A 26438-nucleotide genomic window follows, 5' to 3' on the forward strand; every position below is an offset into this window, starting at 1 on the left:
CGTCGCCCGGTTCACCTCGAGGAAGCGCAACAGGCTCCCACCGCAGGTGCAGTGGGAGCCGATGCAGTAGGGCGTGCGGGACTTGAACCCGCGACCGATGGATTATGAGTCCAGTGCTCTAACCGACTGAGCTAACGCCCCTGGCGCAACCGTCTCATCTTAGCGACGGGGTGCATCGATTTCGAGCTCGCCGGTCTCGGCTGCCTCGGCGTTGCTCTCGTCAGCAGCGGGGTTGCCGTCCGCAGCCGCTCGGGCGTCGCCATCGGCAGCCGCCCGGGTGTTCCGAGCAGGTACCGCGCGTCCGTCGGCCTCCGCGAATGCCTGCTCGATGGCGACGCCCGGATCGTATCCGGCGCCGATCAGGGAGGCGGCGCGTTCGGTGTGCCGGCTGAAGTCGAGCATGTCGGTTCTGAGGCCGAGGTCACGGTCGACGTGCAGCGCCATGGAGTGCGCGGCGCTCCGCACGTCGCGGGCTTCGATGGCGCGCAGCACGGCACCGTGGTCGAGATGCATCGTCTCGAGCGTGGTTCCGAGGATCACTCGTCCCTGCGCCCGTGCGCGCTGCAGCACCGAGATCACGCCGAGATAGAGATCGAGCAGCAGCTTGCTGCCGCTCGCCTCGACGACGAGCAGGTGGAACGAACCTGGCGTGGTGCTCTGCTCGCAGGTGATGACTTCGTCGCGGTCGGCCTGCTCGTCGCGCCGCACGGCGTCTCGCAGGGCGTCGAGCTGCGCCTCGCTGCGGTGCACCGCCGCGTGCTGCGCCGCCTCGTTCTCGAGCGATCGCCGGTACACGAGCACCTCTTCGAGGTCGTGGTCGGCGAGGAACTCGGTGAGGAGCGTGCTCACCGGCGTGCGGGAGCGCACGAATGTGCCGACGCCGGGCACGGTCTCGAGCATGCCGAACGCCGCCAGCGAGCGCACCGCTTCGCGCACCGTCGACTTGCCGACGCCGATGAGCTCCATGAGTTCGGGCTCTTTCGGGATCAGATCGCCGACCGCCCAGGCGCTCGAAGAGATCTTCTCGCGCAGGTACTCGAGCGTGTCGCGCGCCTTCTGCGAACCCCGCAGGGGAGTGGACATAGCGAACCTCAGGGCCAGGGGAGTGGATGGTGCTCCCATGGTATCGGACAAGCTGTGATGGACCCGAGGCGGCGCGACCCGTTGGCTCGCAATGCCCTGCGATCCCTGTCGCCGCGGCACATCAGATGTACAGGCTGACCAGTGGTAGCGTGCAGGTGCACCCGCTTTCGGGCCCGGAGGAGGCCCGCAGCTGCGCGTCAGGATCGCGGTTCCGGGGTGCCACTGAGAAAGGGAAGCTGCATGAACGAGGGAGAGCGGCCGCAGGTCGACCATCGGCATGTCGCCGAGCAGATCAACGCTGCGACGAATTTCACGATGTACGCCGTGTTCGCGGAGCGCCGCGGAGCGGAGGGCGAGCGTGCGGGGAGTCCGCCGGGTGACGTCGCCGAGCTGCTCGCCGCACTCGAGCGCATCGAGGGCTTGCAGACGCGCGGATGGTACGACATCTCGGGCTTCCGCGCCGACGCGGACCTGCTGGTGTGGTGGTTCGCGCCCACCACCGACGCGCTGCAGCGCGCCTACCGCACCCTCTGGGAGTGGGGCGGCGGCCGGCTCGCTCCGGTCTGGTCGAACATCGGCGTGCACCGCGCGGCCGAGTTCAATCGCGGTCATGTTCCCGCCTTCCTCGCGGGCGATGCTCCGAAGGAGTTTCTCTGCGTGTACCCGTTCGTCCGCGGGCGCGACTGGTACCTCCTCCCCGACGCGGAGCGCGGGAAGCTGCTGCGCGAGCACGGCATGGCTGCGCGCGACTACGGCGACGTGCTCGCCAACACCGTCGCATCGTTCGCGCTCGGCGATTACGAATGGCTGCTCGCCTTCGAGGCCGATGATCTCGTGCGCATCGTCGACCTGATGCGCGAGCTGCGCGCCACCGAGGCCCGCCGCCACGTCATCGAGGAGACGCCGTTCTTCACGGGCCCCCGCCGCCCTGCGGAGGAGCTGCTGCTCCGCATCGCTCGATAATATTCCTGCGCGTCATCTGGGAATTCTCGCGATTTATGCGAGCCTTGCCTTCCTTGCGCCTCGCTGAAATCGGCGTAGTGTGAAGGTACTCAGTCACACGAACGAAAGGGATCCACTCGATGTCTACCAAGCAGATCACTGTTCCCGCAGCTCAGGGCGACCTGCACCGCCCGTCCGGTGTGGCGCAGTACCTGACCCCCGTCGTGCACGACCTCGTCGCCCTCGCGGTGAACGGCAAGCAGGCGCACTGGCACGTGCGCGGTGAGAACTTCATCGGCGTCCACGAGTACCTCGACACGGTCGTGTCGAACGCGCAGAACGCGGCCGACACGGTCGCCGAGCGCATCGTCGCTCTGGGCCTGCCGATCGACGCCCGGATCGGCACGGTTGCGGCCCGCACCACGACTCCCGAGCTGAGCGACGGGTTCCAGCAGTCCAAGGTGACGGTGCGCGAGGTCGTCGCGCAGATCGACGCCACGCTCGCCACCGTGTACGCCGCGGTGAAGGGGCTCGACGACATCGACCTCGTCAGCCAGGACGTCGTCATCGCGATCGCCCAGGAGCTCGACAAGGACCGCTGGTTCCTGTCGTCGCACTTCGCGGAGTAATTCGCCATCACCGCTTCGTCGGTCGAAGAACGGGCGCGATCCTCTCGGGGATCGCGCCCGTTTCTCGTTGCCGCGCCCGCATGGATCGAGCCCGAGGAGCCGGGTCCGTGACATCGCGACAGGCGGAACGGCTCGCGCGCACGAGACGTCAGCTCGCGCGCGCCACCGGTTCGTTCGCCGGCCCCGCACTGCGGTCGCCGCGGTGCGAATCCAAGTACTCCTCGACGAAGCGCGCGAGCACCATGTGCGAGGCGCGCACGTCCGCCGCCTCCGCCGTGGCGATGATCGAGTCGACCTGCGAGGGCTCGAAGTAACCGTGCCCGGCGTACGAGCGCACGCGAGCGGTGAATGCCGCGGTGTCGAGCTCGGGGTGGAATTGCGTCGCGTACACGTTCTCGCCGACGCGGAATGCCTGCACCGGGCAGGTGGGCGAGCTGGCGAGCACGGCGATGCTCGGCGGTGCATCGCTGATGGCCTCCTTGTGCCCGACGAAGGCGTCGAAGGAGGCGGGGAGCTCGCGCAGCAGCGGGTCGGCCGCGCCCTCATGAGTGAGGGTGATGCGCACCGCCTGAGACGGTTCGCCGTACGTGCGGTCGACGCGGGCCCCCTGGTGCGACCCGATGGTGCCGACCCCGTAGCAGACGCCGAGGAACGGGAAGTCGCGACGCACGACCTCGTCGAGCAGGCTGCTGAGTTCGCGCTCGACGCGCCGCTCCACGGAGGACTTGCGCTCCGGCGGCTCGCTGACGGTGAACGGGCTCCCTGCGAGGATGATCCCCGAGTAGCGCGCGAAGGAGATCTCTCCGATCGTTGCGCGGTCGGCACGAATCCACTCGAGCTCGTCGGGGAGGAGTCCGGTCAGTCTGCAGTACGCCGCGTGCTCGTGGGCGGCGACGTCGTCCTCACCCCGCGTGGTGATGAGCAGGAACGGCTTCATCCTTCTACCGTACCCCGGCCACTGCGCCGGCGGGCCCGCCGCGTCATCTTCGGTCACGCGCGCAGGCCCCGGGGTGCAAGGCGGGCTACTCGTACGAGCGCACTGCCAGCACGGCGTTGTGGCCGCCGAACCCGAACGAGTTCGAGATGGCGAGCTGCGGGCCGTCGCCCAGCGACTGCTGCTCGCTCGACACCGTCAGCGGGATCTCGGGATCCTGCGACACGAGGTTGATGGTCGGCGGTGCGATGCGCTGCTGCACGGCGAGCACCGTGAAGATGGCTTCGAGTGCGCCGGTGCCGCCGAGCAGGTGACCGGTGGCGGCCTTGGTGGCCGAGACGGGGATCTCGGTCACGCGCTCGCCGAACACGTTGCGCAGGGCCGTGTACTCGGCGATGTCGCCCACGGGGGTGGACGTGGCGTGCGCGTTGATGTGCGTCACCTCATCGGCCGTAGCGCCCGCCTGGGCGAGCGCCAGCTCCACGGCGCGGCTCGCTCCCTTGCCCTCGGGGTCGTTCGCCGTGATGTGGTACGAATCGGCGGTGACGCCGCCGCCCGCGATCTCGGCGTAGATCTTCGCGCCGCGCGCGAGCGCATGCTCTTCGGTCTCGAGCACGAGCGCGCCCGCTCCCTCGCCCATGACGAATCCGTCGCGGTCGATGTTGTAGGGGCGGGAGGCCGTCTCGGGGGAGTCGTTGCGCTTCGACAGCGCCTGAGCGGAGTTGAACGAAGCGAGGGTGATGGGGTGGATCGCGGCTTCCGCGCCGCCCGCGATGATCACGTCGGCGAGCCCGAGCTGGAGGTGCTCGAAGGCGTTCGCGATCGACTCGGTGCTCGACGCGCACGCGGAGGCGACCGTGCGCGCGAAGGCGCGGGCTTCGAGGTGCATCGATACGGCCGCTGCAGGCGCATTCGGCATGAGCATCGGCACGGTCAGGGGCATCACTCGACGCGGGCCCTTCTCGCGGAGGGTGTCCCACGCGTCGAGCAGGGTCCAGAGGCCGCCGATGCCGGTCGCCCAGTCGACGCCGAGTCGCTCGGGCGCGACCTCGGGGCTGCCCGCGTCGGCCCAGGCCTCGAGCGCGGCGACCAGCGCGAAGCGGCTCGAGGGGTCCAGACGCTTCGCGACGGGGCGTTCGAGCACCTCGGCCGGGTCGACCTTGGCGGTGCCTGCGAAGCCGACCGCGAGGCCGTACTCCTCGACCCAGTCGTTCTCGAGGGTGCGAACACCGGATTCACCGGCGAGCAGGGCTCGCCAGCTCTCGGGGGCCGTGCCGCCGATGGGCGAGGAGGCTCCGATGCCGGTAACGACAATCTTCTTCGTCATGTTGTTCGTGCTCCGCGTTCTCAGAAGGGCTGCAGTCGAGGGAATGTCGGGGGAGGGGGCAGCGAGCGCGGCGGGCCAGGGCGCAAGATCGCGCCCGTGGCCGCCGCGCGTCGCTCAGCCGTGTGCTTAGGCCTGAGCCTTCACGATGAAGTCGACGGCGTCGCCGACGGTCTTGAGGTTCTTGACTTCCTCGTCGGGGATCTTGACGTCGAACTTCTCCTCGGCGTTGACGACGATGGTCATCATCGAGATCGAGTCGATGTCGAGGTCGTCCGTGAACGACTTGTCGAGGGCGACGACGTCCGCCGCGATGCCCGTCTCGTCGTTGACGAGCTCGGCAAGACCTGCGAGGACCTCTTCGTTGCTGTATGCCATGGTGTGTTTCTCCTTGATCGGGGTTTCGGTCGGTGAAAAGTGTATGGTGCGCGCTGGCGAGCGCCGGGCCGACGCGCGAGTGTCGCGCGTCGAGAGCGGTCAGGGGATCTCGATGACCTGAGCGCCGTAGACGAGGCCGGCGCCGAAGCCGATGGTGAGCGCCAGGCCGCCCGAGAGCTCGGGCCGCTCCTCGAGCAGCGCGTGCAGGGCGAGCGGGATCGATGCGGCCGAGGTGTTGCCCTGCATCTCGATGTCGCGGGCGATCGCCACGGTATCCGGGAGCTTCAGCTGCTTCGCGAACTCGTCGACGATGCGCATGTTGGCCTGGTGCGGGATGAACGCGGCCAGGTCGGACGCCTCGATGCCCGAGGCCTCGAGGGTCTCACGGGCGACTTTCGCCATCTCCCAGACGGCCCAGCGGAAGACGGTCTGCCCGTCCTGGCGCAGCGTGGGCCAGGCTACCGTGCCGGGGTTGTTGCGGTACTCCTCGAAGGTCGAGGTCACCCGGATGGCGTCCCACTTCTCGCCGTCCGAGCCCCACACGGTGGGGCCGATGCCCGTGTGATCGCTCGGGCCGACGACCACGGCACCAGCACCGTCGGCGAGGAGGAAGGAGATGCTGCGATCCGTCGGATCGACGATGTCGGAGAGCTTCTCGGCGCCGATCACGAGCACGTTGCGGCATACGCCGGCGCGCACGAGCGCGTCGGCCTGCGCCACTCCGTAGACGTACCCCGCGCAGGCGGCGGAGATGTCGAAGGCGGCGGCGGGGGTGAGCCCGAGGCGGTGCGCGGCGAGCGAGGCCATCGAGGGGGTCACGGCGACGTTCGAGATGGTCGCGATGATCACCCCGTCGATCTCGGATCGCTCGAGGCCCGACCGGACGATGGCCGCCTCGCCGGCTTCGACGGCGAGGTCGACCGCGCCGATCGAGCGGCTCGCGCGGCGGCGCTGCACGATGCCGGTGCGCTGCCGGATCCACTCGTCGGACGAGTCGATCGGGCCGACGAGATCGTCGTTCGGCACGTCGAGGTCGCCGCGGGCGGCTCCGATCGAGAGGATGCGGGTGTGAGCAGGGCCCGAGGGCTGCACGAGAGCAGGCATGTGCACGGTTCCGTTTCGGTCAGGCAGCGGGGCCGGTGATGAGCGCCACGGCCGCGTCGAGGTCTTCTGGGGTTTTGATGGCGACGGCCGGCGTGCCCTTCAGCGCACGCTTGGCGATGCCGGTGAGTGCGCCTGCGGGCGCCAGCTCGACGAGCCCGCTGATGCCCGCTTCGGTGAAGCCGGCCATGCACGCGTCCCAGCGCACGGGGCTCGCGATCTGGGAGATGAGGAGCTCGACGAAACGCGACCCGTCGGCGACGCGCGACCCGTCGGCGTTCGTCCACAGCGGGTGGCGGGGATCGTTCGGGGTGAGCCCCTCAGCGGCGTCGCGCAGGCGCGGGATCGCCGACCCCATCGCCTCGGTGTGGAAGGCTCCGGCGACCTGCAGCGGAACGACCCGGGCACCGCGCGGTGCGTCGCCGGCGAGCGCCTCGAGCGCCGAGCGATCGCCGGCAGCGACGATCTGCCCGCCGCCGTTGCGGTTCGCCGGCGTGAGCCCGTGCTCCGCGATCTTCGCGAGCACGTCGGCTTCGACGCCCCCCACGACCGCGGCCATTCCGGTGTCGACTGCGGCAGCGGCCTCCGCCATCGCGCGTCCTCGGACGGCGACGAGGCGGAGCGCCTCGGCCTCGGTGAGCACGCCGGCCGCCGCGGCCGCGGCGAACTCGCCCACGGAGTGGCCGGCGATGCCCGAGTCCGCGATCGAGACGCGCGCCGACAGCTCGCGCCAGGCGAGCAGGCTCGCCGCGACGATCAGCGGCTGGGCGATCGCGGTGTCGCGAATGGTGTCGGCATCGCTCTCCGTACCGTGGGTGATCAGGTCGACACCCGCGTGCTCCGAGGCCTCGCCGAGGAAGTCGCGAGCGCCGGGCAGCTCGAGCCAGGGGGCGAGGAAGCCGGGGGTCTGGGAGCCCTGTCCAGGGCAGGCGATAACAATCACGTGTTCCAGTTTCTCAGATCGAGGGCGCATGGCCTGCATATTTCCGACCACACTTTCCGTGTTTCTTTGTGGGACCCCTGCATGGTGCGGGGGAGAATCGGCTCCATGCGGGGTCAGCGGTTCGCGTCGCGTTTCGACGACGGCGGCCGTCGGCCGTGCTGCGCGATCGATCCGGCGATGAGGGCGGATTGCAGAATCAGCGCCTCTCGCGCACCGGTCGCGTTCCAGCCGATCACATCGGAGACCTTCTTGAGGCGGTAGCGCACCGTGTTCGGGTGGACGAACAGCTCGCGGGCCGTCGCCTCGAGGGATCGCCCGTTGTCGAGATAGCACCAGAGCGTTTCGAGCAGCTCGCCCGAATGGGCGGCCAGCGGTTCGTAGATCTGCTCGATGAGCGTGCGCCGCGCGAGTCCGTCGCCGGCGAGGGCGCGCTCCGGGAGCAGGTCGTCGGCAGGTACGGGCCTCGGGGCGTGCCGCCAGGAGCGGGCCACGGCGACTCCCGCGAGCGCGGCCCGCGCGCTCCGCGACGCGTCGACGAGGTTGTCGACCGTGGGCCCCAGCACGAGCGGACCGTCCGAGAACCCGTCGGCGAGCCGCTGGGCGATCTCGAGGAAGGAGAGTGGCGCGGGAGCGCCGCCCGCGCCCGAACCCACCGCCCCCGAGCCCGCCGTCGCATCCGGTTGGGGCGCGTCGAGGCGGCCCAGCACCAGCACGAGACGGGTGCCCTGCAGCCCGATCAACACGTCCGCTCCCGCGTGACGCGCAGATCGCCGCAGCTGATCGACGTCCACGAATCGCTCGGCGGTGCCGACGAGCACCGCCGCCTCGCCGTCGCCGTGCCAGCCGAGGGCGGCGATGCGGCTCGGCAGTTCGTCGTCGCTCTCCCCGGTCAGGATCGAGTCGACGACGAGCGCTTCGAGCCGTGCATCCCACAAGCCCCGAGCCTCCGCGGCTCGGGCGTACACGTCGGCCGCCGCGAAGGCGACGTCGCGCGAATAGTGCAGCACGGCCTCGCGCAGCGCCTCGCTCTTCGGCGCCACGCGATCCTCGACCACGGAGACGACCACGCGGATGAGCTGCAGCGTCTCCTGCAGGCTGATCGACCGCAGCAGTTCGCGAGGTGCGGCGCTGAAGACGTCAGACGCGATCCAGGGCGTCGAGGTCGGATCCTCGTACCACTGGATGAATGAACTGATGCCCGTCTGCGCGACCAGGCCGATCGCGGAGCGACGACTCGGCGGCATGTTCCCGTACCAGGGGAGCGTGTCGTCGAGCCTCGTGATGGTGCGCGTCGACAGCTCCCCTGTGATCGTTCGGAGCCACGCGAGCTCCTGCGACTTCGTGCGATCCATGGGCGAGGATTCGGGCTGCATCCGGCCTCCGTTCAGGACTCCCCGCCCGCGCCGCCGGTCGAGCCCGCGTTCACATCGTCGAGCCGGTACTGCTCTGCAGCGCGACGCGGAATGTCGGCGTCGATCTCGCCCTGGAGCGCGAGACGCTGCAGCACCTTCACGACGACGGACTCGCGGTCGATGCCGAAGTACCTGCGGGCCGCCGCACGAGTGTCCGAGAACCCGAAGCCGTCCGCGCCGAGCACGGAGTAGTCGCCCGGCACGAAGGCGCGGATCTGCTCCGGCACCTGCGTCGCCCAGTCGCTCACCGCGACCACGGGACCCTCCGAGCCTTGCAGCTTCTCCGTGAGGTACGGCACGCGGGGCTCGGCGCCGAAGTTGCGGAAGTTGTGATCCTCGGCGGCGACGCCATCGCGCCCGAGCTCGGTCCAGCTCGTGACGCTCCAGACGTCGGCCGCGACGTCCCAGTCGCGCTCGAGGAGCTTCTGCGCCTGGAGCGCCCACGGCACCGCCACGCCCGATGCGAGGATCTGCGCGCGGTGCGTGCCGCCCTCTGCCGGGCGCACCTTGTGGATGCCGCGCACGATGCCCTCGACGTCCACGTTCTCGGGCTCTGCCGGGTGCACGATCGGCTCGTTGTAGACCGTCAGGTAGTACATGACGTTGGGGTCCGGGTGCTCGCCGCCGTACATGCGCTCGATGCCGGATCGGACGATGTGCCCGAGCTCGTACCCGTAGGCCGCGTCGTAGGCGACGACCGCCGGGTTCGTCGCGGCCAGGGCGATCGAGTGACCGTCGGCGTGCTGCAGGCCCTCGCCCGTCAGCGTCGTGCGGCCCGCGGTCGCTCCGATGACGAAGCCGCGCGCCATCTGGTCGCCGGCGGCCCAGAAGGCGTCGCCCGTGCGCTGGAAGCCGAACATCGAGTAGAAGATGTAGACCGGGATCAGGGGCTCGCCCTGCGTCGAGTAGGAGGTGCCCACCGCGGTGAAGGCCGCCGCGGCGCCCGCCTCGTTGATGCCGACGTGCAGCAGCACGCCCTGCGGGCTCTCCTTGTAGGCGAGCAGCAGCTCGCGGTCGACCGAGACGTAGTTCTGCCCGTTGGGGTTGTAGATCTTCGAGGTCGGGAAGTACGAGTCCATGCCGAAGGTGCGGGCCTCGTCGGGGATGATCGGCACGATGCGCGGTCCGAAGGTCTTGTCGCGCATCAGATCCTTGAGCAGGCGCACGAAGACCATGGTCGTCGCCGCTTCCTGCGTTCCGGATCCCTTCGCCGCAATGGCGTAGGTCTTCTTCTCGGGCAGTGCGAGCTCGGTGTGCTTCGTGCGGCGCTCGGGCAGGTACCCGCCGAGCGCGCGTCGGCGCTCGTGGATGTACTGGATCGCCTCGTCGTCGTCGCCCGGGAAGTAGTAGGGCGGGCGGTACGGGTCGGCTTCGAGTTGGGCGTCGGAGATCGGGATGCGCATGGTGTCGCGGAACGTCTTGATGTCGTCCAGCGTCATCTTCTTCATCTGGTGCGTCGCATTGCGGCCCTCGAAGTGCGGGCCCAGACCGTAACCCTTGACCGTCTTCGCGAGGATGACCGTCGGGCGGCCCTTGTGGGCGAGCGCCGCCGCGTACGCCGCGTACACCTTGCGGTAGTCGTGGCCGCCGCGGCGCAGCTGCCAGATCTGGTCGTCGGTGTAGTCGTCGACGAGGTGCATCGCCCGCTCGTCCTTGCCGAAGAAGTGATTGCGGATGTAGGCGCCGTTCTCCGCCTTGTACGTCTGGTAGTCGCCGTCGGGCGTCGTGTTCATGATGTTGAGCAGTGCGCCGTCGACGTCGCGCTCGAGCAGGTCGTCCCACTCGCGGCCCCAGATGACCTTGATCACGTTCCAGCCCGCGCCGCGGAAGAAGCTCTCCAGCTCCTGGATGATCTTCCCGTTGCCGCGCACGGGCCCGTCGAGGCGCTGCAGGTTGCAGTTGATCACGAAGGTCAGATTGTCGAGCCCCTCGTTCGCGGCCACCTGCAGCTGACCGCGGCTCTCGACCTCGTCCATCTCGCCGTCGCCGAGGAACGCCCACACGTGCTGATCCGAGGCGTCCTTGATGCCGCGGTTCGTGAGGTACTTGTTGAGCTGCGCCTGGTAGATGGCGTTGATGGGGCCGAGGCCCATCGAGACGGTGGGGAACTGCCAGAACTCGGGCGCGAGGCGCGGGTGCGGGTAGCTCGGGAGGCCGCCGCCGGCGTGCGACTTCTCCTGGCGGAAGCCGTCGAGCTGGTCGGCGCTCAAACGCCCCTCGAGGAAGGCGCGCGCGTACATGCCGGGGGAGGCGTGCCCCTGGGCGAAGATCTGATCGCCGCCGCCGGGGTGATCCTGGCCGCGGAAGAAGTGGTTGAAGCCGACCTCGTAGAGCGATGCCGCCGAGGCGTACGACGAGATGTGGCCGCCCACGCCGATACCGGGCGCCTGCGCGCGATGCACCGTCATGGCGGCGTTCCAGCGGATCCACGAGCGGTACTTGCGCTCGAGCTCCTCATTGCCGGGGAAGTCGGGCTCGTCGTTCGACGCGATCGTGTTCACGTAGTCCGTGGTGGGCACCTGAGGCACGTTCAGGTGCAGCTGGCGAGACCGATCGAGCAGGCTCGTCATGATCTCGCGGCCGCGGCCGGCGCCGCGCTCCTCCACGACCGCATCGAGGGACTCGCGCCATTCGGCGGTCTCCTGCGGATCCTGATCTTCATTTTCGCGTGCGTAGGGATCCTGCGTGTTGACAGCCAAGATTGTGCTCCATTCACCATGAGGCGTGCAGGAGCCGGAACCGCTGGTTGATGCGTCGGCGCACTGCACGAAAGGCGCCCGCTGGATTCGCGGGTGTGCCTCCACACTAGCGAATTTGCACGAAGGATCACCCAGCCGTCGCGCGTCGTGTGTCATTCCGGCACAATCCGCGCGGGTCGCGGGGCTTGGCTAGGGTGGATCGCGTCGCATCAGGAGCGGGCGTTCCAGCCCGGAACAGGAGGTCGCATGGTGCTCGCCGCTGGAGCTGCAGCGCCCGATTTCGCGCTGTCGGATCAATACGGGTCGGAGACCGTGCTCTCCGACCTGTTGCGGGACGGCCCGGTGGCGCTGGCGTTCGTGCCGTTCGCGTTCTCGCGCATCTGCACGTCGGAGTTCGCCGAGCTCTCGGCGCACCTCGACCTGTTCGCCGGGCGCTCGGTGCAGCTCGTCGGCATCACCGTCGACTCGGTATGGACCCTGCGCGCTTGGGCGGAGCAGGAGGGCTTCTCGTTCCCGATCCTCTCCGACTTCTGGCCCCACGGCGAGGTCGCCCGGGCGTACGGCGCACTCGTCGAGCGCACGGGGGCGGCCGCGCGGGCGACGGTGGTGGTCGGCCGGGACGGGCGCGTGGCCGCCTCGTTCTCGAGCGACGCGGTTGAGGCCCGCCCGCTCGCCGCCTATCGGAAGGCCGTCTCGGCGCTGCCGCTCGCGTGAGCCGCGCCGATTTCTCCGCGCGTCGGCGTTTCCTCTAAGCTATGGATGCCGCTCGGCGGCGTGGGGCCTGTAGCTCAGTTGGTTAGAGCATCTCGTTTACACCGAGAGGGTCGGGGGTTCGAGTCCCTCCGGGCCCACCCTCACCGTCGTCACTCCGGCAGCGCCGCCTCGATCGCGGCGATCACGGCCGGGTCGTCCGGCTCGACGGTCGGCCGGAAGCGAGACACCGAGCCGTCGGGTGCGACGAGGAACTTCTCGAAGTTCCACTTCACCCGCCCCGACTTGCCGGCCGCGTCGGGCACCTCGCGCAGCTGCTCGTACAGCGGATGCTTGTTCCGGCCGTTCACCTTGACCTTCTCCATGAGCGGGAAGCTGACGCCGTACGACGTCGAGCAGAACGTCTTGATCTCCTCGCCATCGCCCGGCTCCTGGCCCATGAACTGGTTGCAGGGGAAGCCGAGTACCGTGAGGCCGCGCTCCCCGTAGGTGCGCTGCAGTGCCTCGAGCTTCTCGTACTGCGGCGTGAGACCGCACTTCGAGGCCACGTTCACGATGAGCACGGCCCGGTCGGCGTAATCGGCGAGCGACGCCGGTTCGCCGTCGATCGTGGTGAAGGGGATGTCGCGAAGCTCCATGCCCACAGCCTAGGTCACTGCGGCATCGGAATGAACGCGCAGCAGGATACGTTGGGGTGGGTGTCGGGGCGCGATCCGCGCTTCGCAGAGACGAAAGGCACGGTGCGCATGAGTTCGGCTCCGGAGAATGCAGCGGTGGGGTTCGACGCGAGCGGGGTGAGCGGCGCCGATGCGCTGAAGCAGGCGTTTCGGGAGCACCCCTCGGGGGTGGCGCTGATCACGGCGATGACGGACGAGGGGCCGGTCGGGTTGACGGCTTCCAGCGTCGCCTCGGTCGGCATCGATCCGCCCGCCCTCGCGTTCTCGGTGACGCGCGCCACCGGCAGCGCCGGCGGCGTGCTGGGCGCGGAGACGCACCTCGTGCACCTCCTCGATTCGCGGCACGCCGAGGTCGCGCAGGCGTTCGCGGTCTCCGGCGCTGAGCGCTTCACCCCCGAGCAGGGGTGGGCGTCGCTCGAGACGGGCGAGCCGTACCTCCCCGCGTCGCGCGTGGCGCTCCGCTGCCGTCCGCTGCACACGCTCGGCGTCGGCTCGTCGGTGGTCGTCGTCGCGGAAGTGCTCGGCGCCGTCTTCGGCGAGGCCGCGGAGCCGATGGTCTACGTGGATCGCCGTTTCCACACGCTGCCCGCAGCCGATCGGGCCTAGCATCGGAACCACGAGTCGAGATCTCCGTGAGCGGAGATCCGCACGATCAGAGGAGACCCGATGACCGAATCGTCAGACACCGCGATGGGGAGCTACGTGACCGGGGGAGCGTTCGAGCGCGATACGCAGTACATCGAGGATCGCATCGTCGCCGATCCCGATGCGGTGCGCGCGCTGCCCGCGCCGCCGGCGTCGAAGATCGGCTCGCTCGGCTTCGGGCTCTCCGAGGGCGCCGAGGCGTGGCCGGTCGAACCGGGGCGCTACCGCCTCGTCGCCGCTGCCGCCTGCCCCTGGGCGAACCGCACGCTGATCGTGCGACGTCTTCTGGGCCTCGAAGACGTGATCTCGCTCGGGCAGCCGGGGCCGGTGCACGACGCGCGATCCTGGACCTTCGATCTCGACCCCGACGGTCGCGACCCGGTGCTCGGCACGGAGCGCCTGCAGGAGAACTACTTCGCCCGGTTCCCGGGGTACCCGCGCGGCATCACGGTGCCCGCGATCGTCGATGTTCCGAGCGGCGGAGTGGTCACGAACGACTACCCGCAGATCACGCTCGACTTCTCGACGCAGTGGCGGGAGTTCCATCGCGATGGCGCCCCCGACCTGCTGCCGAGCGATCAGATCGACGAGATGTGGCCGATCATCGAGCGCATCTTCACGGAGGTCAACAACGGGGTCTACCGGTGCGGGTTCGCGGGGAGCCAGGAGGCCTACGACGCCGCCTACGAGCGACTGTGGGCGGCGATGGACTGGCTGGAGGAGCGGCTGTCGACGCGCCGCTTCGTGATGGGCGACACGATCACCGAGGCCGATGTGCGACTCTTCACCACGCTCGCCCGATTCGACCCCGTGTACCACGGCCATTTCAAGGCGAACCGCAACAAGCTCAGCGAGATGGAGCACCTCTGGGGGTACGCCCGCGATCTCTATCAGACGCCGGGCTTCGGCGACACGATCGACTTCACGCAGATCAAGCAGCACTACTACGCCACCCATGCCGACATCAACCCGACGCGGATCGTGCCGCTCGGGCCGGATCTCGCGAACTGGCGCACCGCGCACGGCCGCGAGCGGCTGGGCGGAGCGCCCTTCGGCGACGGGACCCCGCCGCAGCCGAAGCGCTAACGCGGAATCGTGATGCCCACGGTGTCGCGGTCGCGCGCCTTGTCCCGGCGCTCGACCGCGATACCGGAGAGCGCGAGCACCATGCCGATGCAGCCGAGCACCACGCCGACCCACCCCGGGGCGAGATACCCGAAACCGCCGGCGATCGCGAGCCCCCCGAGCCAGGCTCCGAGGCTGTTGCCGACGTTGAACGCGGCGTGGTTGACGGCGGCGCCGAAGAGCGCGGCCTCGCCCGAGACGCGGATCAGACGCGACTGGATGGAGGGCATCAGCACCGATGAGGTGACGCCGAGCAGGAAGGTCGTGACGATGAGCCCTGCGGGGGTGCTGGCGAGCAGCGCGTAGGCGACCAGCACGGCGATGAACGAGGTGAAGCCGAAGACGATGGTGCGGGTCAGATCCTTGTCGCTCGCCCACCCGCCGGCGAGGTTGCCGATGGTCATGCCGAGGCCGAGCCCCGCGAGCACCCACGGCACCGCCGTCTCGGGAAGCCCTGTCGATCGCGTGGTGACCTCCGCGATGTACGAGTAGACGGCGAAGAAGCCGCCGAACCCGATCGCGCCCACGCCGATCATGATCCAGAGCCGGTAGTTGCGAAGCGCCGAGAGCTCGAGCAGCGCACTGCGCTCGGGGTTGCCGGGATAGCGGGGGAGGAAGGCGAGGCAGAGGAGCAGCGTCGCGGTGAAGATGACGGCGACGAGCACGTAGGCCCAGCGCCAGCCGGCGACCTGGCCGATCCACGTCGCGATGGGCACTCCCACCACGTTCGCGACGGTGAGCCCCGAGAGCGCCAGGGCGATGCCCCGGCCCTGCATCCCCGGGCCCATGATGCGCGCGGCGAGAAGTGAGGCGACGCCGAAGTAGGCGCCGTGCGGCAGGGCGGCGACGAAGCGGGCCACCGCGAGCGATCCGAAGGTCGGCATGCACACCGACGCGATCGTTCCGAGGATGAAGAGGCCGAGCAGCAGGAAGGCGAGCTTCGTCTGCGACATGCGCGCGGCGAGCACCGCGAACGTCGGGGCGCCCACGACGACCCCGAGCGCGTACGCCGTGATGAGCCAACCGGCCTTCGCGATGACCGTGTCGGGAGATGCTGCGAAGCCGGGGAGCAGGTCGCTCGCGATCTCGGGCAGGAAGCCCATCGTCGCGAACTCCGTCACCCCGATGCCGAAGCCGCCGAGGGCGAGCGCGAAGAGCGCGAAGCCGCGCTGCACGGGAGTCAGGCGAGCGGTCACCAGCCGCGCGCGATCCACGCGTCGAGGTCGGGCTGCTCGGCGGCGATCGTCGTCTGCTCTCCGTGCCCGGTGAGGGCGGCGGTGTCGCCGGGCAGCGTGAAGAGCTGCGTGCGGATCGAGTCGATGATCTGCGGAAAGCTGGAGTACTCCCACCGGGTCGCGCCCGGTCCGCCCTGGAACAGCGTGTCGCCGCTGAAGACCGCGCCGAGCGACGGCGCGGCGAAGCAGACGGAACCGGGCGTGTGGCCGGGCGTGTGCAGGGTCGTGAGATCGACACCCGCCACCCAGAACGAAGCCCCGTGCGCGAGCTCGATGTCGGGCACCGCGTCGCCGTGCGTATCCCGCCAGATGGTGAGATCATCGGGATGCAGGTGGATCAGCGCGTCGAGTCGGCTCGCGAGCTCGACGGCGGCGTTCACGTGATCGTTGTGGCCGTGCGTGAGCAGGATGCCGAGGGTTTCGCGATCGCCCACGGCCTGCTCGATCGCTGCCGCGTCGTGGCTCGCATCGATCACGACGACCTGTTCGTCGTCGCCGACGATCCAGACGTTGTTCTCGATCGGGATCTCCTCGAACCGGCCCGACGCGGGCTCGATCGGGAGCGTGCCACGGGTGACGACGCGTTCGATGCGGGGTTCGCTCATGCGGGAGCTCCTGTTCGGGGGAAGCGGATCAGCCGCGCGTGACGACGACGGGGCACGGAAGCGCCTGCAGCACGCCGTGGCTCACAGAGCCGAGCAGCAGGCGGGAGATGCCGCCGCGCCCGCGGCTGCCGACGACCAGCAGTTCGGCGTGCTCCGCGGCCTGCACGAGAGCCGCGACGGGGGACGACTGCACGATCTCGCGACGCACCTCGAGGTCGGGGTAGCGGTGCGCGATGCCCGCGACGCCGATCGCGATCGCCTCCTCGGCGGCGGCGCGCTGCGACTCGACGAGCTCCTCGCTCCACAGATACTCGAGCCCGGGGGTGAGGGGCGGCATCCACGCGTAGACGGCGACGAGCGGCACCTCGCGCAGCGACGCCTGCTCAGCGGCGAACGCGATCGCGCGCTTCGAGGCCTCGGAGCCGTCGACGCCGACCACGACGGGCGCGTTGGGGCGCGCCTCGACCTGAGGGATCACTGCGACGGGGCAGTGAGCGGTGGCGGCGACCTTCACGGCCCGCGTGCCGAAGAACGAGCCCGAGAACCGGCCGCCCTGGTGAGCGCCGAGCACCACGAGATCGGCGCGCTTCGATGCCGTCTCGATCTCCGCGATGGGGTGCCCGACGACTGCGGTGCCCGTGATCGTGCCGGCGAAGCCGAGCTCCCGCGCGTACGCGGTCTCGACCTGGAGCATCTGCTCGGAGGCGAGCTGCGCCTCCGAGAGGAACGCGACGCTCTCGGAGAGGAACGAGTCGTCGGCGACGTGGATGAGTTCGACGGAGGCGCCGCGCTCCGTCGCTCGCGCGAGGCCCCAGGCCAGGGCGACCCTGCTCGGCTCGGATCCATCTACTCCAATGAGGTACTTCTCAGACATGATCTGTCCTTTCTCTTCGGTGAGGCGTCGAGTGAGCAGGGTCGCCGGCGCCTCAGTTCGCGAGTGCCGGGAGGTGGACCGGATGGCCGCCGGCGAGGTGCTCGATGATGCGCACCACCTGGCAGCTGTAGCCGTACTCGTTGTCGTACCAGACGTACACGACGGCGCTGTCACCCGTGACAATCGTCGCGAGGCCGTCGACGATGCCCGCGCGGTTCGACCCGACGAAGTCGGTCGACACGATCTCGTCGGATTCGACGTAGTCGATCTGCGTGCGGAGGGCGCCGGTCAGCGCCACCTCCTGCAGCACCGCATTGACCTCGTCGCGCGTGGTCTCGCGGTCGAGCTGCAGGTTCAGCACGGCCATCGAGACGTCGGGCGTCGGAACGCGGATCGCGTTGCCCGTGAGCTTGCCCGCGAACTCGGGGAGCGCCTTCGCGACGGCCTTCGCCGCACCCGTCTCGGCGAGCACCATGTTCAGGGCGGCGGAGCGGCCGCGGCGCGCGCCCTTGTGGAAGTTGTCGGTGAGGTTCTGGTCGTTGGTGTACGAGTGCACGGTCTCCACGTGGCCCCGCGCGACGCCGAAGCGGTCGTTCAGCACCTTCAGCACCGGAGTGATCGCGTTCGTCGTGCACGAGGCGGCGCTGAGGATCTGCTGGTCTTCGGTGATGGCGTCGTGGTTCACGCCGTACACCACGTTGAGCAGGTCGCCCTTGCCGGGCGCGGTGAGCAGCACGCGGTCGATGCCCGGGTTCTCCAGGTGCTTCGCGAGCCCTTCGGCGTCGCGCCAGCGACCGGTGTTGTCGACGAGGATCGCGTGCTCGATGCCGTACTGCGCGTAGTCGACGCTCGCGGGGTCGTCGGAGTAGATGACCTGGATGCGCACGCCGTTGGCGAGGATCACGTTCTCGTCCTCGAGCACCTTGATGGTGCCGTTGAACGGTCCGTGAACGGAGTCGCGCTTCAGCAGGTTGGCGCGCTTCTCGAGGTCGTTGTCCGACCCGCGGCGCACGACGATCGCGCGCAGGTTCAGGCCGTTGCCGCTTCCGGTGTGCTCGATGATGATGCGCGCGAGCAGGCGGCCGATGCGGCCGAAGCCGTAGAGCACGACGTCGGTGCCCCGCCCGGGCGCGGCCGTGTCGGCAGCGGGGAGCGTCTCCCGCAGGTAGCCGTCGAGGTCGTCGCTCCCCGAATCGCGGAACGCCTTCGCGAGCAGCGCGAGGTCGACGGATGCGGGACCGGGCTGGATGCGCGCGAGCGCGGAGACGATCGCCGACGTCTCGTCGAGCGGCAGCTCGACGTCATCGATCTTCCGGGCGAAGCTGTGAGCGCGGATGATGTCGATGGGCGACCGGCCGACGAGGCTGCGCCCGTGCACCGACATGACGACGTCGTGGTCTCGGTAGAGCTGGCCGATGAGCGGGATCATGCGCTCCGCGAGCTCCTGCTTCGACTTCCACGCTTCGAGGTGATCGTCAGCACGCTGGTTCATGTGAACGGAGGGTTCCTTCCTGAGGTGTACACGAGGGATCGGCCTGCCCGCCGGAGACGCGCGGCGTCTCGCTCCCAGTATCCCACGGGCGCGACCTGAGCGCGCCCGGCGCGCGCACGACCGCGCGCGCCGGGCGCATGACGCCGTGTGACAGCCGGATTTCGGCGGTCGCCGAGCATCCCACATGCTGGACTGCGACCCCGCGGGCGCCGAGCCCGCATCCCCAATCACGACATTGAGGAACACTATGACGTTCACGAAGCGCGGCATCCTCGCCGCCTCACTCACCGCCTGCGCACTGGCCGCCGCGACGGTGCTCGCCGGCTGCTCGACCGACGCCGGCGGCGCCGAGGGCGCAGACAGCGGGTCCGAGACGGTCCGCATCGGCGTCGTCGGCGCGAGCGACGCCTACTGGCAGACGTTCACCGATGCCGCCGCGGATGAGGGCATCACCGTCGAGCTGGTCGACTTCACCGACTACAACCAGCCCAACCCGGCGCTCTCCGAGGGCGAGCTCGACCTCAACCAGTTCCAGCACATCCAGTACCTCGCCGACTACAACGTCTCGAACGATGACGACCTGGTGACGATCGGCGCGACGGCCATCTACCCGCTCGGCGTCTTCTCGACGAAGCACGACGCGCTCGAGGACATTCCCGAGGGCGGCACCGTCGCAGTTCCCTCGGATCCCAGCAACCGCGCCCGGGCGCTGAATGTGCTCCAGGCGGCGGAGCTCATCGAGCTCACCGACGGCGGCACCCTGTTCTCGACGCCCGATGACGTCGACACGGCGAAGTCGAAGGTGCAGGTCACCGAGATGGACGCGTCGTTCACCGCGACCTCGCTGGCAGATGTCGACGCCGCCGTGGTCAACAACGACTTCGTCACCGACGCCGGGCTCGAGTTCTCGGAGGCCCTGTACCAGGACGACCCGAGCGATGAGGGCGCGAAGTACTTCATCAACATCTTCGCCGCGCGCGCCGACGACGCCGAGAATGAGACCTACGCCAAGCTGGTCGAGATCTACCAGACCAATGAGGAGGTGCAGGCGGGCGTCGCCGAGAACTCCGGCGATTCCGCGATCCTGCTCGATACGCCGGTGGCGGAGCTCCGGGAGATCCAGACCGACGCCGAAGCGCAGATCGCCGAGAGCAAGGGCTGATTCGAAGCTCGTACCCCATAGGATCGGGGCGTTCGGTTCGCCGAGCGCCCCGTTGCTGTGAGACCCGAAAGGAGACGCGATGACCCGCGTCCAGATGATCGGCGTGTCGAAGCGCTACCCGGGCCGAGGGAAGAGCGCGTCGCCCGTCGTCGCGGTCGATGACGTCACGATCGACGTGGCCTCGGGCGAGATCCACGCCATCATCGGGTACTCCGGTGCCGGGAAGAGCACGCTGCTGCGGCTCGTGAACGGTCTGGAGCATGCGAGCGACGGGCGGATCCTCGTCGGCGACGACGAGATCACGGCGCTCCCCGAATCCCAGCTGCGCCGGGTGCGCGGCCGGATCGGCATGATCTTCCAGCAGTTCAACCTCTTCCATGCGAAGAAGGTCGCGAAGAACGTGGAGTACCCCCTCGTCGTCGCAGGCATGCCGGCTGCGGAGCGCCGACGCCGCGTCGCGGAGCTGCTCGAGTTCGTCGGCCTGTCGGAGAAGAGCGGAGCTTACACGGACCAGCTCTCGGGCGGTCAGAAGCAGCGCGTCGGCATCGCGCGCGCGCTCGCGACGAATCCCGGTGTGCTCCTCGCCGACGAGGCGACGAGCGCCCTCGACCCCCAGACGTCGCGCGAGGTGCTCGCGCTGCTGAAGCGGGTGAACGCCGAGTTCGGCATCACCATCATCCTCATCACGCACGAGATGGAGGTGGTGCGCGAGATCGCCGACCGGGTCACCGTCATGGACTCGGGGCGCGCGGTCGAGCAGGGGGACGTCTTCGACGTGTTCTCGAATCCGCAGTCGCAGACCACGAAGCGGTTCGTGGCGACGGCGCTGCCCACCGAGCCGCGCGCCGACCGGCTCGACGACCTGCGCGAGCGGCATCGCGGCAGGCTGGTGTCGCTGACCTTCCGCGACGGCGACGTCGATCAGCCGGTCGTATTCCGCACCCTCGCAGAGCGCGGCGTCGGCGTCAGCATCGTCCACGGCGGCATCACCGACGTCGGCGGCCGGAGCTTCGGCAAACTCACACTGGAACTGATCGGCGACGATCTCAAGGTCGAGCACGCCATCGCGGCGCTCGCGCAGGAGACGGCCCTGGAGGTGCTCGCCTGATGGACAACCTCATCGAACTGCTCTCGAACGGCAAGTTCCTCGAAGCGACGGTGCAGACGCTCACCTACGTCGTCATCGCGATGGGGCTCGGCGGGGCGCTCGGGCTCGTGCTCGGCGTGCTGCTCACCGTGACCCGTCAGGGCGGGGTGCTGCAGAGCCGCGGCGTCTACGTGGTGCTCAACTTCCTCGTCAACTTCTTCCGGCCGATCCCGTTCGTGATCCTCATCGCCGCGATCCAGCCCCTGGCGCGCGTCGTCGTCGGCACCGGCATCGGGGATCGTGCGCTCATCTTTGTGCTCACCTTCGCGGCGACGTTCGGCATCGCCCGCCTCGTCGAGCAGAACCTGCTGACGGTGCCCCCCGGGGTGATCGAGGCGTCGCGCGCGATGGGCGCCGGGCCGCTGCGCACCATCCTCACGGTGCTCATCCCCGAGGGGCTCGGACCCGTGGTGCTCGGCTACACGTTCGCCTTCATCGCGGTCGTCGACATGACCGCGATGGCCGGCGTCATCGGCGGCGGCGGGCTCGGCAATCTGGCCCTCCAGTACGGCTACCGGCAGTTCAACCCCTGGGTGACCTGGGCGGCGGTGCTGCTCATCATCGTCATCGTGCAGCTCGTGCAGCTGCTCGGCAACGTGATCGCCCGCAGGCTGCTGAGGAGGTAGGACGGTGGAGCACTCCGGAGAGGCGTACGCACTCGCAGATCTGCGCGAGGCAGCGGAGGCGCTCTGGCCCGGCGCGATCGCGGAGTCGTGGGATCGCGTCGGGCTCGTCACGGGCGCCGACTCAGCGCCGTTGCGCCGCGTGCTGCTCGCCGTCGATGCGGTGGGGGAGACAGCGGCGGAGGCGCTCGAGTGGGGCGCCGACGCACTGCTCACGCACCATCCGCTGCTGCTGCGCGGCGTGCACACGGTTGCTGAGGACACGGCGAAGGGCGCGCTGCTCGCGCGACTGATCCGCGGCGGCTGCGCGCTGCTCACGGCGCACACCAACGCCGATCAGCCCGCCGGCGGCGTCTCCGACGTGATCGCCGAGCGTCTGGGCCTCACGGGCACCGCTCCGATCGTGCCCCACGCCTCCGACTCCTCGATCGGCATCGGGCGGGTCGGGAGGCTCGCAGCTCCCGAGTCGCTCCGAGCATTCGCCGAGCGGATCGCCGCCGAGCTGCCGGCGACGGTCTCCGGAGTTCGGGTCGCCGGCGATCCGGATCGGCTGGTGCAGCGCATCGCCCTTCTCGGCGGTGCGGGCGACAGCCTCCTCGACCACGCGTCCGTGCGCGGGGCCGACGTGTACGTCACCTCCGACCTGCGCCACCACCCCGCCCAGGAGTCGCTCGAGGCGTCCGCGGTCGTGGGCGGGCCGGCCCTGGTCGACGTCGCGCACTGGGCGAGCGAATCGCTCTGGCTCGCGGGGGCCGCCGACTTGCTCTCGGCGCGTCTGCCCGGCGTCCAGTTCCGGGTGAGCGGGCGCCGCACTGATCCGTGGTCCTTCTCCGTCGGCGCGCTGCCCGAGTGACGCCGTGCGAGGGCGGTGGCGGTAGGCTTGCGCTATGAAGGCCAGCCCCCGGCAGCAGCGATTGCTGCTCGATCTCCAAGACCTCGACAACACGATCGCGCGGCTCCGCCGCCGTCGCGCGACGCTCCCCGAGCGCGCAGAGCTCACCGGGCTGAGCGGCGACGCCGCCGAGGCGCGCACGAAGTTCATGGCCGCGCAGCGCGAGCTCGACACGCAGAGCGCCGACCTCGAGCGCATCGAGGCGGATGTCGCGCTCGTGCAGCAGCGCCGTGATCGCGACGAGCAGCTGCTCTCCGCGAGCACGTCGAGCAAGGAGGCGCAGGCGCTGCAGGCCGAGCTCGAGACGCTCACGCGACGCCAGTCGGAGCTCGAGGATCGCGAGCTCGAACTGATGGAGGCGCAGGAACGGGCGCAGCGGGCGTTCTCGACCGCCGAAGAATTGTTCGCCGGCGTCGACGCCCGGCGCGCCGAGATCGAGGCTCGCATCGCCGAAGCCGAGCAGCGGATCGATCGCGAGCTCGCCTCGAACACGGAGGAGCGCGCCGGAGTCGCGGCCGAACTGCAGCGCGACGTGCTCGGGCTCTACGAGGAGATCCGCGGCCGCGTCGGCGTCGGCGCCGCACGACTGCGCGGCAACGTCTCCGAGGCGAGCAACATGGCGCTCGCCCCGGCCGAGCTCAGCGACATCCGGGCGGCCGCTCCCGACGAGATCGTGTTCTGCCCCGGCACGGGGGCGATCCTCGTGCGCGTCGAGGAGGACGAGGCGCGTCCAGTAAGCTGATTCTCGGAATGGGTCGGTGAGACGACCGCGTCGGTTCCGCCGCTTCGGCGGCGGGATCGCCGAGGAACGTCCGGGCTCCGCAGGGGAGAACGGTGGGTAACGCCCACCCGGGGCAACCCGCGAGAAAGTGCAACAGAGAGTAGACCGCCTGGCGTGGTTCGCCGCGTCCGGTCAGGCTGAAAGGGTGGTGTAAGAGACCACCGGCGTCCGTGGTGACACGGGCGGCCAGGTAAACCTCGTTCGGAGCAAGGCCAGACAGAGGATGATGACGCGCCCCGCCGAGTCCTCGGGTAGGCCGCTGGAGGGTGCCGGCAACGGTACTCCGAGAGAGATGGTCGTCGCCGGCCGGTTCGCCGGTCGGAACAGAACCCGGCGTATGATCCGGCCCATTCCACTTCCGCAGGAGCGCTGCCACGGCACGCCGACGCGCTCCGCGTGCGCGCGTCGCGCCTACGCGGAGTCGGACACCGTGAGCAGCTCGAAGCCGTCTTCACGGATGAGCACCGTGTGCTCGAACTGGGCCGTGACACTGCGGTCGCGGGTGACGACGGTCCAATCATCGTCCCACTGCTCCCACTCGTGCGTGCCGAGCGTCAGCATCGGCTCGACCGTGAAGACCATGCCCGGCCTGATCACGTCGTCGTAGGCCGGGGCCGAGTCGTAGTGCGGGATGATGAGCCCCGTGTGGAAGGCCGCACCCACCCCGTGCCCGGTGAAGTCGCGCACCACACCGTAGCCGAAGCGCTTGGCGTACGTCTCGATGACGCGGCCGATCACGTTCACCGCCCGGCCCGGCTTCGCCGCCCGGATGCCGCGCATCATCGCCTCTCGCGTCCGCTCGACGAGCAGGTCGACCTCCTCGGAGACGCGCCCGACGCGGTACGTGCGATTCGTGTCGCCGTGGAACCCGTCGAAGTATGCCGTGACGTCGACGTTCACGATGTCGCCATCGCGCAGCGCCGTGTCGTCGGGAATGCCGTGGCAGATCACCTCGTTCACCGAGGTGCAGGAGGACGCGGGGAATCCGCGGTACCCGAGCGTCGAGGGGTAGGCGCCTCGCGCGATCACGTACTCGTGCGCGACACGATCCAGCTCCGCCGTCGTGACGCCGGGCCGCACCGCTGCGCCGACGGCGTCGAGCGCACCGGATGCGATGCGCCCCGCGGCGCGGATGCGATCGACCTCCGCCGGAGCGTACGTGTTGTCGCCCGTGTACGCCGGCGGCTTCGCCAGGCCGACGTAGGGCGGCCGCGCGATCGCCGCGGGCACTGCGCGGAGAGCGGGGCGCGTGCCGGGAATCAGGTGTCCGTGTGCGTCGAAGGGCATGCCTCTAGTGTAGAAGCGCGCGCGGAAGCGCCGGGCGCGGATGTCAACGAGGGCGCGCGAGCGCCGAGTGGAGGCCGACATGAGCAAGCAGGAGTGGGGCATCGAGGATCCCGCCGAGACGTTCTGGTTCAACACGCGCACGGGGCAGGTCGAGGAGGGCCCCCAATCGCTGTCGGTGGATCGCATCGGCCCGTTCGCGACGCGCGAGGAAGCGGCGCGGGCCGAGGACATCGTCGCGGAGCGCGCCCGCAAGTGGCGCGAGGAGGAGGCCGCCGAAGACTGACTCCGACGTAACACGATTGTCACGGTCAGGAGATAGTCTGAGCCCATCGGCGGAGGCGGTGCGCGCGTGCTGCGCGCACCGTGCCCGCATGCAGCAATGACGAACGGAGTAGGCGTGAGCAAGCAGCGCGATTTTGTTCTGCGCACCATCGAGGAGCGCGGTGTCAGGTTCGTTCGGCTCTGGTTCAGCGATGTCTCGGGCACGCTGAAGTCGGTCGCGCTCGCGCCCGCCGAAGTCGAGGGCGCCTTCAGCGAGGGCATCGGCTTCGACGGCTCCGCCATCGAGGGTTTGACGCGCGCGTACGAGTCCGACCTGCTCGCCGTGCCCGATCCCTCGACCTTCCAGCTGCTGCCGTGGCGCAGTCAGACCTCGCCGACCGCGCGCATGTTCTGCGACATCACGACCCCGAACGGCGAGCCGGCCGTCGCCGACCCGCGCAACGTGCTGAAGCGCACGCTCGCCACCGCCGCGGAGCAGGGCTTCAGCTTCTACACGCACCCCGAGATCGAGTTCTACCTGCTGAAGTCGAAGGAGTTCGACAACCGCGGGCCCGTGCCGGTCGACCGCGCCGGGTACTTCGACAACGTTCCGGGTGGAACCGCGCACGACTTCCGCCGGGAGAGCGTCAACATGCTCGAGGAGCTCGGCATCTCCGTGGAGTTCAGCCACCACGAGGCCGGCCCCGGGCAGAACGAGATCGACCTCCGCTACGCGGACGCGCTCACCACGGCCGACAACATCATGACCTTCCGCACCGTGGTGAAGGAGGTCGCGATCGCTCAGGGCGTGCACGCGACCTTCATGCCGAAGCCGCTCGCCGGCCAGCCGGGGTCGGGCATGCACACGCACCTCTCGCTGCTCGAGGGCGACACGAACGCGTTCTACGACGCCGGCGCGCGGTATCAGATCTCGCAGACCGGTCGACGCTTCATCGCGGGCCTGCTGCGCCATGCGCCGGAGATCACCGCCGTCACCAATCAGTACATCAACTCCTACAAGCGCCTCTGGGGCGGCGACGAGGCGCCCTCCTTCGTGAGCTGGGGGCACAACAACCGCTCCGCGCTCGTGCGCGTGCCGATGTACAAGCCGGGCAAGGGCGACGCGGCGCGCGTCGAGTACCGGGGAATGGACAGCGCCGTGAACCCGTACCTGGGCTTCTCGATGCTGCTCGCCGCGGGCCTCAAGGGCATCCGAGAGGAGTACGAGCTCCCACCCGAGGCCGAGAACAACGTGTGGGCGCTGAGCGACGGCGAGCGTCGCGCCATGGGCTTCGACCCGCTGCCCGCGAGCCTCGACCACGCACTCGCGGTGATGGAGCGCTCGGAGCTCGTCGCTGAGACGCTGGGGGAGCAGGTCTTCGCCTACTTCATCCGCGACAAGCGCCGTGAGGTGGCCGAATACCACAGCCAGGTGACTCCGTACGAGCTCTCGTCGATGCTCGACACGATCTGACC

Annotated in this window: 26 protein-coding genes, 2 tRNA genes and 1 other RNA gene; 14 read left to right on the forward strand and 15 right to left on the reverse strand. The window is 69.5% G+C overall.

Annotated elements, in window-relative coordinates; all coding sequences use genetic code 11:
- Positions 1-67: 67 nt before the first annotated feature.
- Both NS354_RS05710 and NS354_RS05715 read right to left on the reverse strand, forming a co-directional pair.
- Positions 68-141, reverse strand: a tRNA-Ile gene (locus tag NS354_RS05710).
- An 18-nt stretch (positions 142-159) separates the two neighbouring features.
- Complete coding sequence (locus NS354_RS05715) at positions 160-1083, reverse strand: FadR/GntR family transcriptional regulator (protein ID WP_058593623.1); 924 nt, start codon at positions 1081-1083, stop codon at positions 160-162.
- Between the two features lie 240 nt (positions 1084-1323).
- On the opposite strand from NS354_RS05715, the gene hemQ reads away from it, so the two are divergent.
- Positions 1324-2046, forward strand: a complete 723-nt coding sequence (gene hemQ / locus NS354_RS05720; protein ID WP_058593624.1) for a hydrogen peroxide-dependent heme synthase — start codon at positions 1324-1326, stop codon at positions 2044-2046.
- Positions 2047-2165: 119 nt separating this feature from the next.
- Complete coding sequence (locus NS354_RS05725) at positions 2166-2654, forward strand: Dps family protein (protein WP_058593625.1); 489 nt, start codon at positions 2166-2168, stop codon at positions 2652-2654.
- Between the two features lie 148 nt (positions 2655-2802).
- Here the strand turns inward: NS354_RS05725 and NS354_RS05730 are convergent, their stop codons facing one another.
- The 7 genes from NS354_RS05730 to aceE form a co-directional block, all read right to left on the reverse strand.
- Positions 2803-3591: a glutamine amidotransferase gene (locus tag NS354_RS05730; protein WP_058593626.1), complete on the reverse strand. Its 789-nt coding sequence runs from the start codon at positions 3589-3591 to the stop codon at positions 2803-2805.
- Between the two features lie 85 nt (positions 3592-3676).
- On the reverse strand, positions 3677-4915 hold the full coding sequence (locus tag NS354_RS05735) for a beta-ketoacyl-[acyl-carrier-protein] synthase family protein (protein WP_058593627.1): 1239 nt from the start codon (positions 4913-4915) through the stop codon (positions 3677-3679).
- Between the two features lie 126 nt (positions 4916-5041).
- A complete protein-coding gene (locus NS354_RS05740) occupies positions 5042-5290 on the reverse strand; it encodes an acyl carrier protein (protein WP_058593628.1) in 249 nt (82 codons plus the stop codon).
- Positions 5291-5389: 99 nt separating this feature from the next.
- A complete protein-coding gene (locus NS354_RS05745) occupies positions 5390-6394 on the reverse strand; it encodes a beta-ketoacyl-ACP synthase III (protein WP_058593629.1) in 1005 nt (334 codons plus the stop codon).
- A 19-nt stretch (positions 6395-6413) separates the two neighbouring features.
- Positions 6414-7334, reverse strand: a complete 921-nt coding sequence (locus NS354_RS05750) for an ACP S-malonyltransferase (RefSeq protein WP_058593630.1) — start codon at positions 7332-7334, stop codon at positions 6414-6416.
- Between the two features lie 113 nt (positions 7335-7447).
- Positions 7448-8686 carry a PucR family transcriptional regulator gene (locus tag NS354_RS05755; protein ID WP_058593672.1) on the reverse strand — a complete coding sequence of 413 codons (1239 nt, stop codon included), beginning with the start codon at positions 8684-8686 and terminating at the stop codon, positions 7448-7450.
- Positions 8687-8718: 32 nt separating this feature from the next.
- Positions 8719-11445 carry a pyruvate dehydrogenase (acetyl-transferring), homodimeric type gene (gene aceE / locus NS354_RS05760; RefSeq protein ID WP_058593631.1) on the reverse strand — a complete coding sequence of 909 codons (2727 nt, stop codon included), beginning with the start codon at positions 11443-11445 and terminating at the stop codon, positions 8719-8721.
- A gap of 246 nt (positions 11446-11691) precedes the next feature.
- Here aceE and NS354_RS05765 point away from each other — a divergent pair, with 246 nt between their 5' ends.
- Both NS354_RS05765 and NS354_RS05770 read left to right on the forward strand, forming a co-directional pair.
- Positions 11692-12159, forward strand: a complete 468-nt coding sequence (locus NS354_RS05765; RefSeq protein ID WP_058593632.1) for a redoxin domain-containing protein — start codon at positions 11692-11694, stop codon at positions 12157-12159.
- 63 nt (positions 12160-12222) lie between these two features.
- Positions 12223-12296 (forward strand) — tRNA-Val (locus NS354_RS05770).
- A 12-nt stretch (positions 12297-12308) separates the two neighbouring features.
- On the opposite strand, the gene NS354_RS05775 is transcribed toward NS354_RS05770, so the two are convergent.
- Entirely contained in the window at positions 12309-12794 is a 486-nt protein-coding gene (locus NS354_RS05775) for a glutathione peroxidase (RefSeq protein WP_058593633.1), read from the reverse strand.
- A gap of 108 nt (positions 12795-12902) precedes the next feature.
- On the opposite strand from NS354_RS05775, the gene NS354_RS05780 reads away from it, so the two are divergent.
- Positions 12903-13439: a flavin reductase family protein gene (locus NS354_RS05780; RefSeq protein WP_206542595.1), complete on the forward strand. Its 537-nt coding sequence runs from the start codon at positions 12903-12905 to the stop codon at positions 13437-13439.
- Positions 13440-13499: 60 nt separating this feature from the next.
- Positions 13500-14564, forward strand: coding sequence for a glutathione S-transferase family protein (locus tag NS354_RS05785; protein ID WP_058593634.1), 1065 nt, complete (start codon positions 13500-13502; stop codon positions 14562-14564).
- On the opposite strand, the gene NS354_RS05790 is transcribed toward NS354_RS05785, so the two are convergent.
- From NS354_RS05790 to NS354_RS05805, 4 genes are read right to left on the reverse strand one after another with little or no spacing between them, the layout of a single operon-like run.
- Positions 14561-15799, reverse strand: coding sequence for an MFS transporter (locus tag NS354_RS05790; protein ID WP_241490365.1), 1239 nt, complete (start codon positions 15797-15799; stop codon positions 14561-14563). The two genes, NS354_RS05785 and NS354_RS05790, sit on opposite strands and share 4 nt — an antisense overlap.
- Positions 15796-16443: an MBL fold metallo-hydrolase gene (locus NS354_RS05795; protein WP_058593636.1), complete on the reverse strand. Its 648-nt coding sequence runs from the start codon at positions 16441-16443 to the stop codon at positions 15796-15798. The genes NS354_RS05790 and NS354_RS05795 overlap by 4 nt, the downstream gene beginning before the upstream one ends.
- A gap of 28 nt (positions 16444-16471) precedes the next feature.
- Positions 16472-17317 carry a universal stress protein gene (locus tag NS354_RS05800; protein WP_058593637.1) on the reverse strand — a complete coding sequence of 282 codons (846 nt, stop codon included), beginning with the start codon at positions 17315-17317 and terminating at the stop codon, positions 16472-16474.
- A gap of 52 nt (positions 17318-17369) precedes the next feature.
- The gene (locus NS354_RS05805) at positions 17370-18809 is read right to left on the reverse strand and encodes a glyceraldehyde-3-phosphate dehydrogenase (protein WP_058593638.1); all 1440 of its coding nucleotides are present in this window, start codon (positions 18807-18809) and stop codon (positions 17370-17372) included.
- 247 nt (positions 18810-19056) lie between these two features.
- On the opposite strand from NS354_RS05805, the gene NS354_RS05810 reads away from it, so the two are divergent.
- The 6 genes from NS354_RS05810 to rnpB all read left to right on the forward strand — a co-directional run bounded on the left by NS354_RS05810 (position 19057) and on the right by rnpB (position 23768).
- Complete coding sequence (locus NS354_RS05810) at positions 19057-19971, forward strand: MetQ/NlpA family ABC transporter substrate-binding protein (protein WP_058593639.1); 915 nt, start codon at positions 19057-19059, stop codon at positions 19969-19971.
- A gap of 79 nt (positions 19972-20050) precedes the next feature.
- Positions 20051-21079 (forward strand): methionine ABC transporter ATP-binding protein, encoded by a 1029-nt coding sequence (locus NS354_RS05815; RefSeq protein WP_058593640.1) that lies wholly within the window; start codon positions 20051-20053, stop codon positions 21077-21079.
- Positions 21079-21744 (forward strand): methionine ABC transporter permease, encoded by a 666-nt coding sequence (locus NS354_RS05820; protein WP_010157115.1) that lies wholly within the window; start codon positions 21079-21081, stop codon positions 21742-21744. The genes NS354_RS05815 and NS354_RS05820 overlap by 1 nt, the downstream gene beginning before the upstream one ends.
- A gap of 4 nt (positions 21745-21748) precedes the next feature.
- Positions 21749-22594 carry a Nif3-like dinuclear metal center hexameric protein gene (locus NS354_RS05825; protein ID WP_058593641.1) on the forward strand — a complete coding sequence of 282 codons (846 nt, stop codon included), beginning with the start codon at positions 21749-21751 and terminating at the stop codon, positions 22592-22594.
- Between the two features lie 34 nt (positions 22595-22628).
- Positions 22629-23375, forward strand: coding sequence for a zinc ribbon domain-containing protein (locus NS354_RS05830; RefSeq protein ID WP_058593642.1), 747 nt, complete (start codon positions 22629-22631; stop codon positions 23373-23375).
- Positions 23376-23384: 9 nt separating this feature from the next.
- An RNA gene (gene rnpB / locus NS354_RS06015) (RNase P RNA component class A) lies at positions 23385-23768 on the forward strand.
- Between the two features lie 57 nt (positions 23769-23825).
- On the opposite strand, the gene map is transcribed toward rnpB, so the two are convergent.
- A complete protein-coding gene (gene map / locus NS354_RS05835; RefSeq protein WP_058593643.1) occupies positions 23826-24701 on the reverse strand; it encodes a type I methionyl aminopeptidase in 876 nt (291 codons plus the stop codon).
- A gap of 79 nt (positions 24702-24780) precedes the next feature.
- On the opposite strand from map, the gene NS354_RS05840 reads away from it, so the two are divergent.
- On the forward strand, positions 24781-24984 hold the full coding sequence (locus NS354_RS05840; protein WP_058593674.1) for a hypothetical protein: 204 nt from the start codon (positions 24781-24783) through the stop codon (positions 24982-24984).
- 114 nt (positions 24985-25098) lie between these two features.
- Positions 25099-26436: a type I glutamate--ammonia ligase gene (gene glnA / locus NS354_RS05845; RefSeq protein ID WP_058593644.1), complete on the forward strand. Its 1338-nt coding sequence runs from the start codon at positions 25099-25101 to the stop codon at positions 26434-26436.
- Positions 26437-26438: the final 2 nt, after the last annotated feature.

The sequence above is a fragment of the Leucobacter chromiiresistens genome, assembly GCF_001477055.1.
GTDB classification, from domain to species: domain Bacteria; phylum Actinomycetota; class Actinomycetes; order Actinomycetales; family Microbacteriaceae; genus Leucobacter; species Leucobacter chromiiresistens_A.

Bases quoted from the DNA above. Each gene is read 5' to 3' on its own strand.
- NS354_RS05725 (WP_058593625.1), top strand. From the start codon at position 2,166: ATGTCTACCAAGCAGATCACTGTTCCCGCAGCTCAGGGCGACCTGCAC.
- NS354_RS05815 (WP_058593640.1), top strand. From the start codon at position 20,051: ATGACCCGCGTCCAGATGATCGGCGTGTCGAAGCGCTACCCGGGCCGA.
- NS354_RS05715 (WP_058593623.1), bottom strand. From the start codon at position 1,083: ATGTCCACTCCCCTGCGGGGTTCGCAGAAGGCGCGCGACACGCTCGAG.
- NS354_RS05820 (WP_010157115.1), top strand. From the start codon at position 21,079: ATGGACAACCTCATCGAACTGCTCTCGAACGGCAAGTTCCTCGAAGCG.
- NS354_RS05780 (WP_206542595.1), top strand. From the start codon at position 12,903: ATGAGTTCGGCTCCGGAGAATGCAGCGGTGGGGTTCGACGCGAGCGGG.
- NS354_RS05840 (WP_058593674.1), top strand. From the start codon at position 24,781: ATGAGCAAGCAGGAGTGGGGCATCGAGGATCCCGCCGAGACGTTCTGG.
- NS354_RS05810 (WP_058593639.1), top strand. From the start codon at position 19,057: ATGACGTTCACGAAGCGCGGCATCCTCGCCGCCTCACTCACCGCCTGC.
- NS354_RS05740 (WP_058593628.1), bottom strand. From the start codon at position 5,290: ATGGCATACAGCAACGAAGAGGTCCTCGCAGGTCTTGCCGAGCTCGTC.
- NS354_RS05800 (WP_058593637.1), bottom strand. From the start codon at position 17,317: ATGTCTGAGAAGTACCTCATTGGAGTAGATGGATCCGAGCCGAGCAGG.
- NS354_RS05830 (WP_058593642.1), top strand. From the start codon at position 22,629: ATGAAGGCCAGCCCCCGGCAGCAGCGATTGCTGCTCGATCTCCAAGAC.
- NS354_RS05755 (WP_058593672.1), bottom strand. From the start codon at position 8,686: ATGGATCGCACGAAGTCGCAGGAGCTCGCGTGGCTCCGAACGATCACA.
- hemQ (WP_058593624.1), top strand. From the start codon at position 1,324: ATGAACGAGGGAGAGCGGCCGCAGGTCGACCATCGGCATGTCGCCGAG.
- NS354_RS05735 (WP_058593627.1), bottom strand. From the start codon at position 4,915: ATGACGAAGAAGATTGTCGTTACCGGCATCGGAGCCTCCTCGCCCATC.
- NS354_RS05730 (WP_058593626.1), bottom strand. From the start codon at position 3,591: ATGAAGCCGTTCCTGCTCATCACCACGCGGGGTGAGGACGACGTCGCC.
- map (WP_058593643.1), bottom strand. From the start codon at position 24,701: ATGCCCTTCGACGCACACGGACACCTGATTCCCGGCACGCGCCCCGCT.
- NS354_RS05805 (WP_058593638.1), bottom strand. From the start codon at position 18,809: ATGAACCAGCGTGCTGACGATCACCTCGAAGCGTGGAAGTCGAAGCAG.
- NS354_RS05765 (WP_058593632.1), top strand. From the start codon at position 11,692: ATGGTGCTCGCCGCTGGAGCTGCAGCGCCCGATTTCGCGCTGTCGGAT.
- NS354_RS05795 (WP_058593636.1), bottom strand. From the start codon at position 16,443: ATGAGCGAACCCCGCATCGAACGCGTCGTCACCCGTGGCACGCTCCCG.
- NS354_RS05785 (WP_058593634.1), top strand. From the start codon at position 13,500: ATGACCGAATCGTCAGACACCGCGATGGGGAGCTACGTGACCGGGGGA.
- NS354_RS05745 (WP_058593629.1), bottom strand. From the start codon at position 6,394: ATGCCTGCTCTCGTGCAGCCCTCGGGCCCTGCTCACACCCGCATCCTC.
- NS354_RS05775 (WP_058593633.1), bottom strand. From the start codon at position 12,794: ATGGAGCTTCGCGACATCCCCTTCACCACGATCGACGGCGAACCGGCG.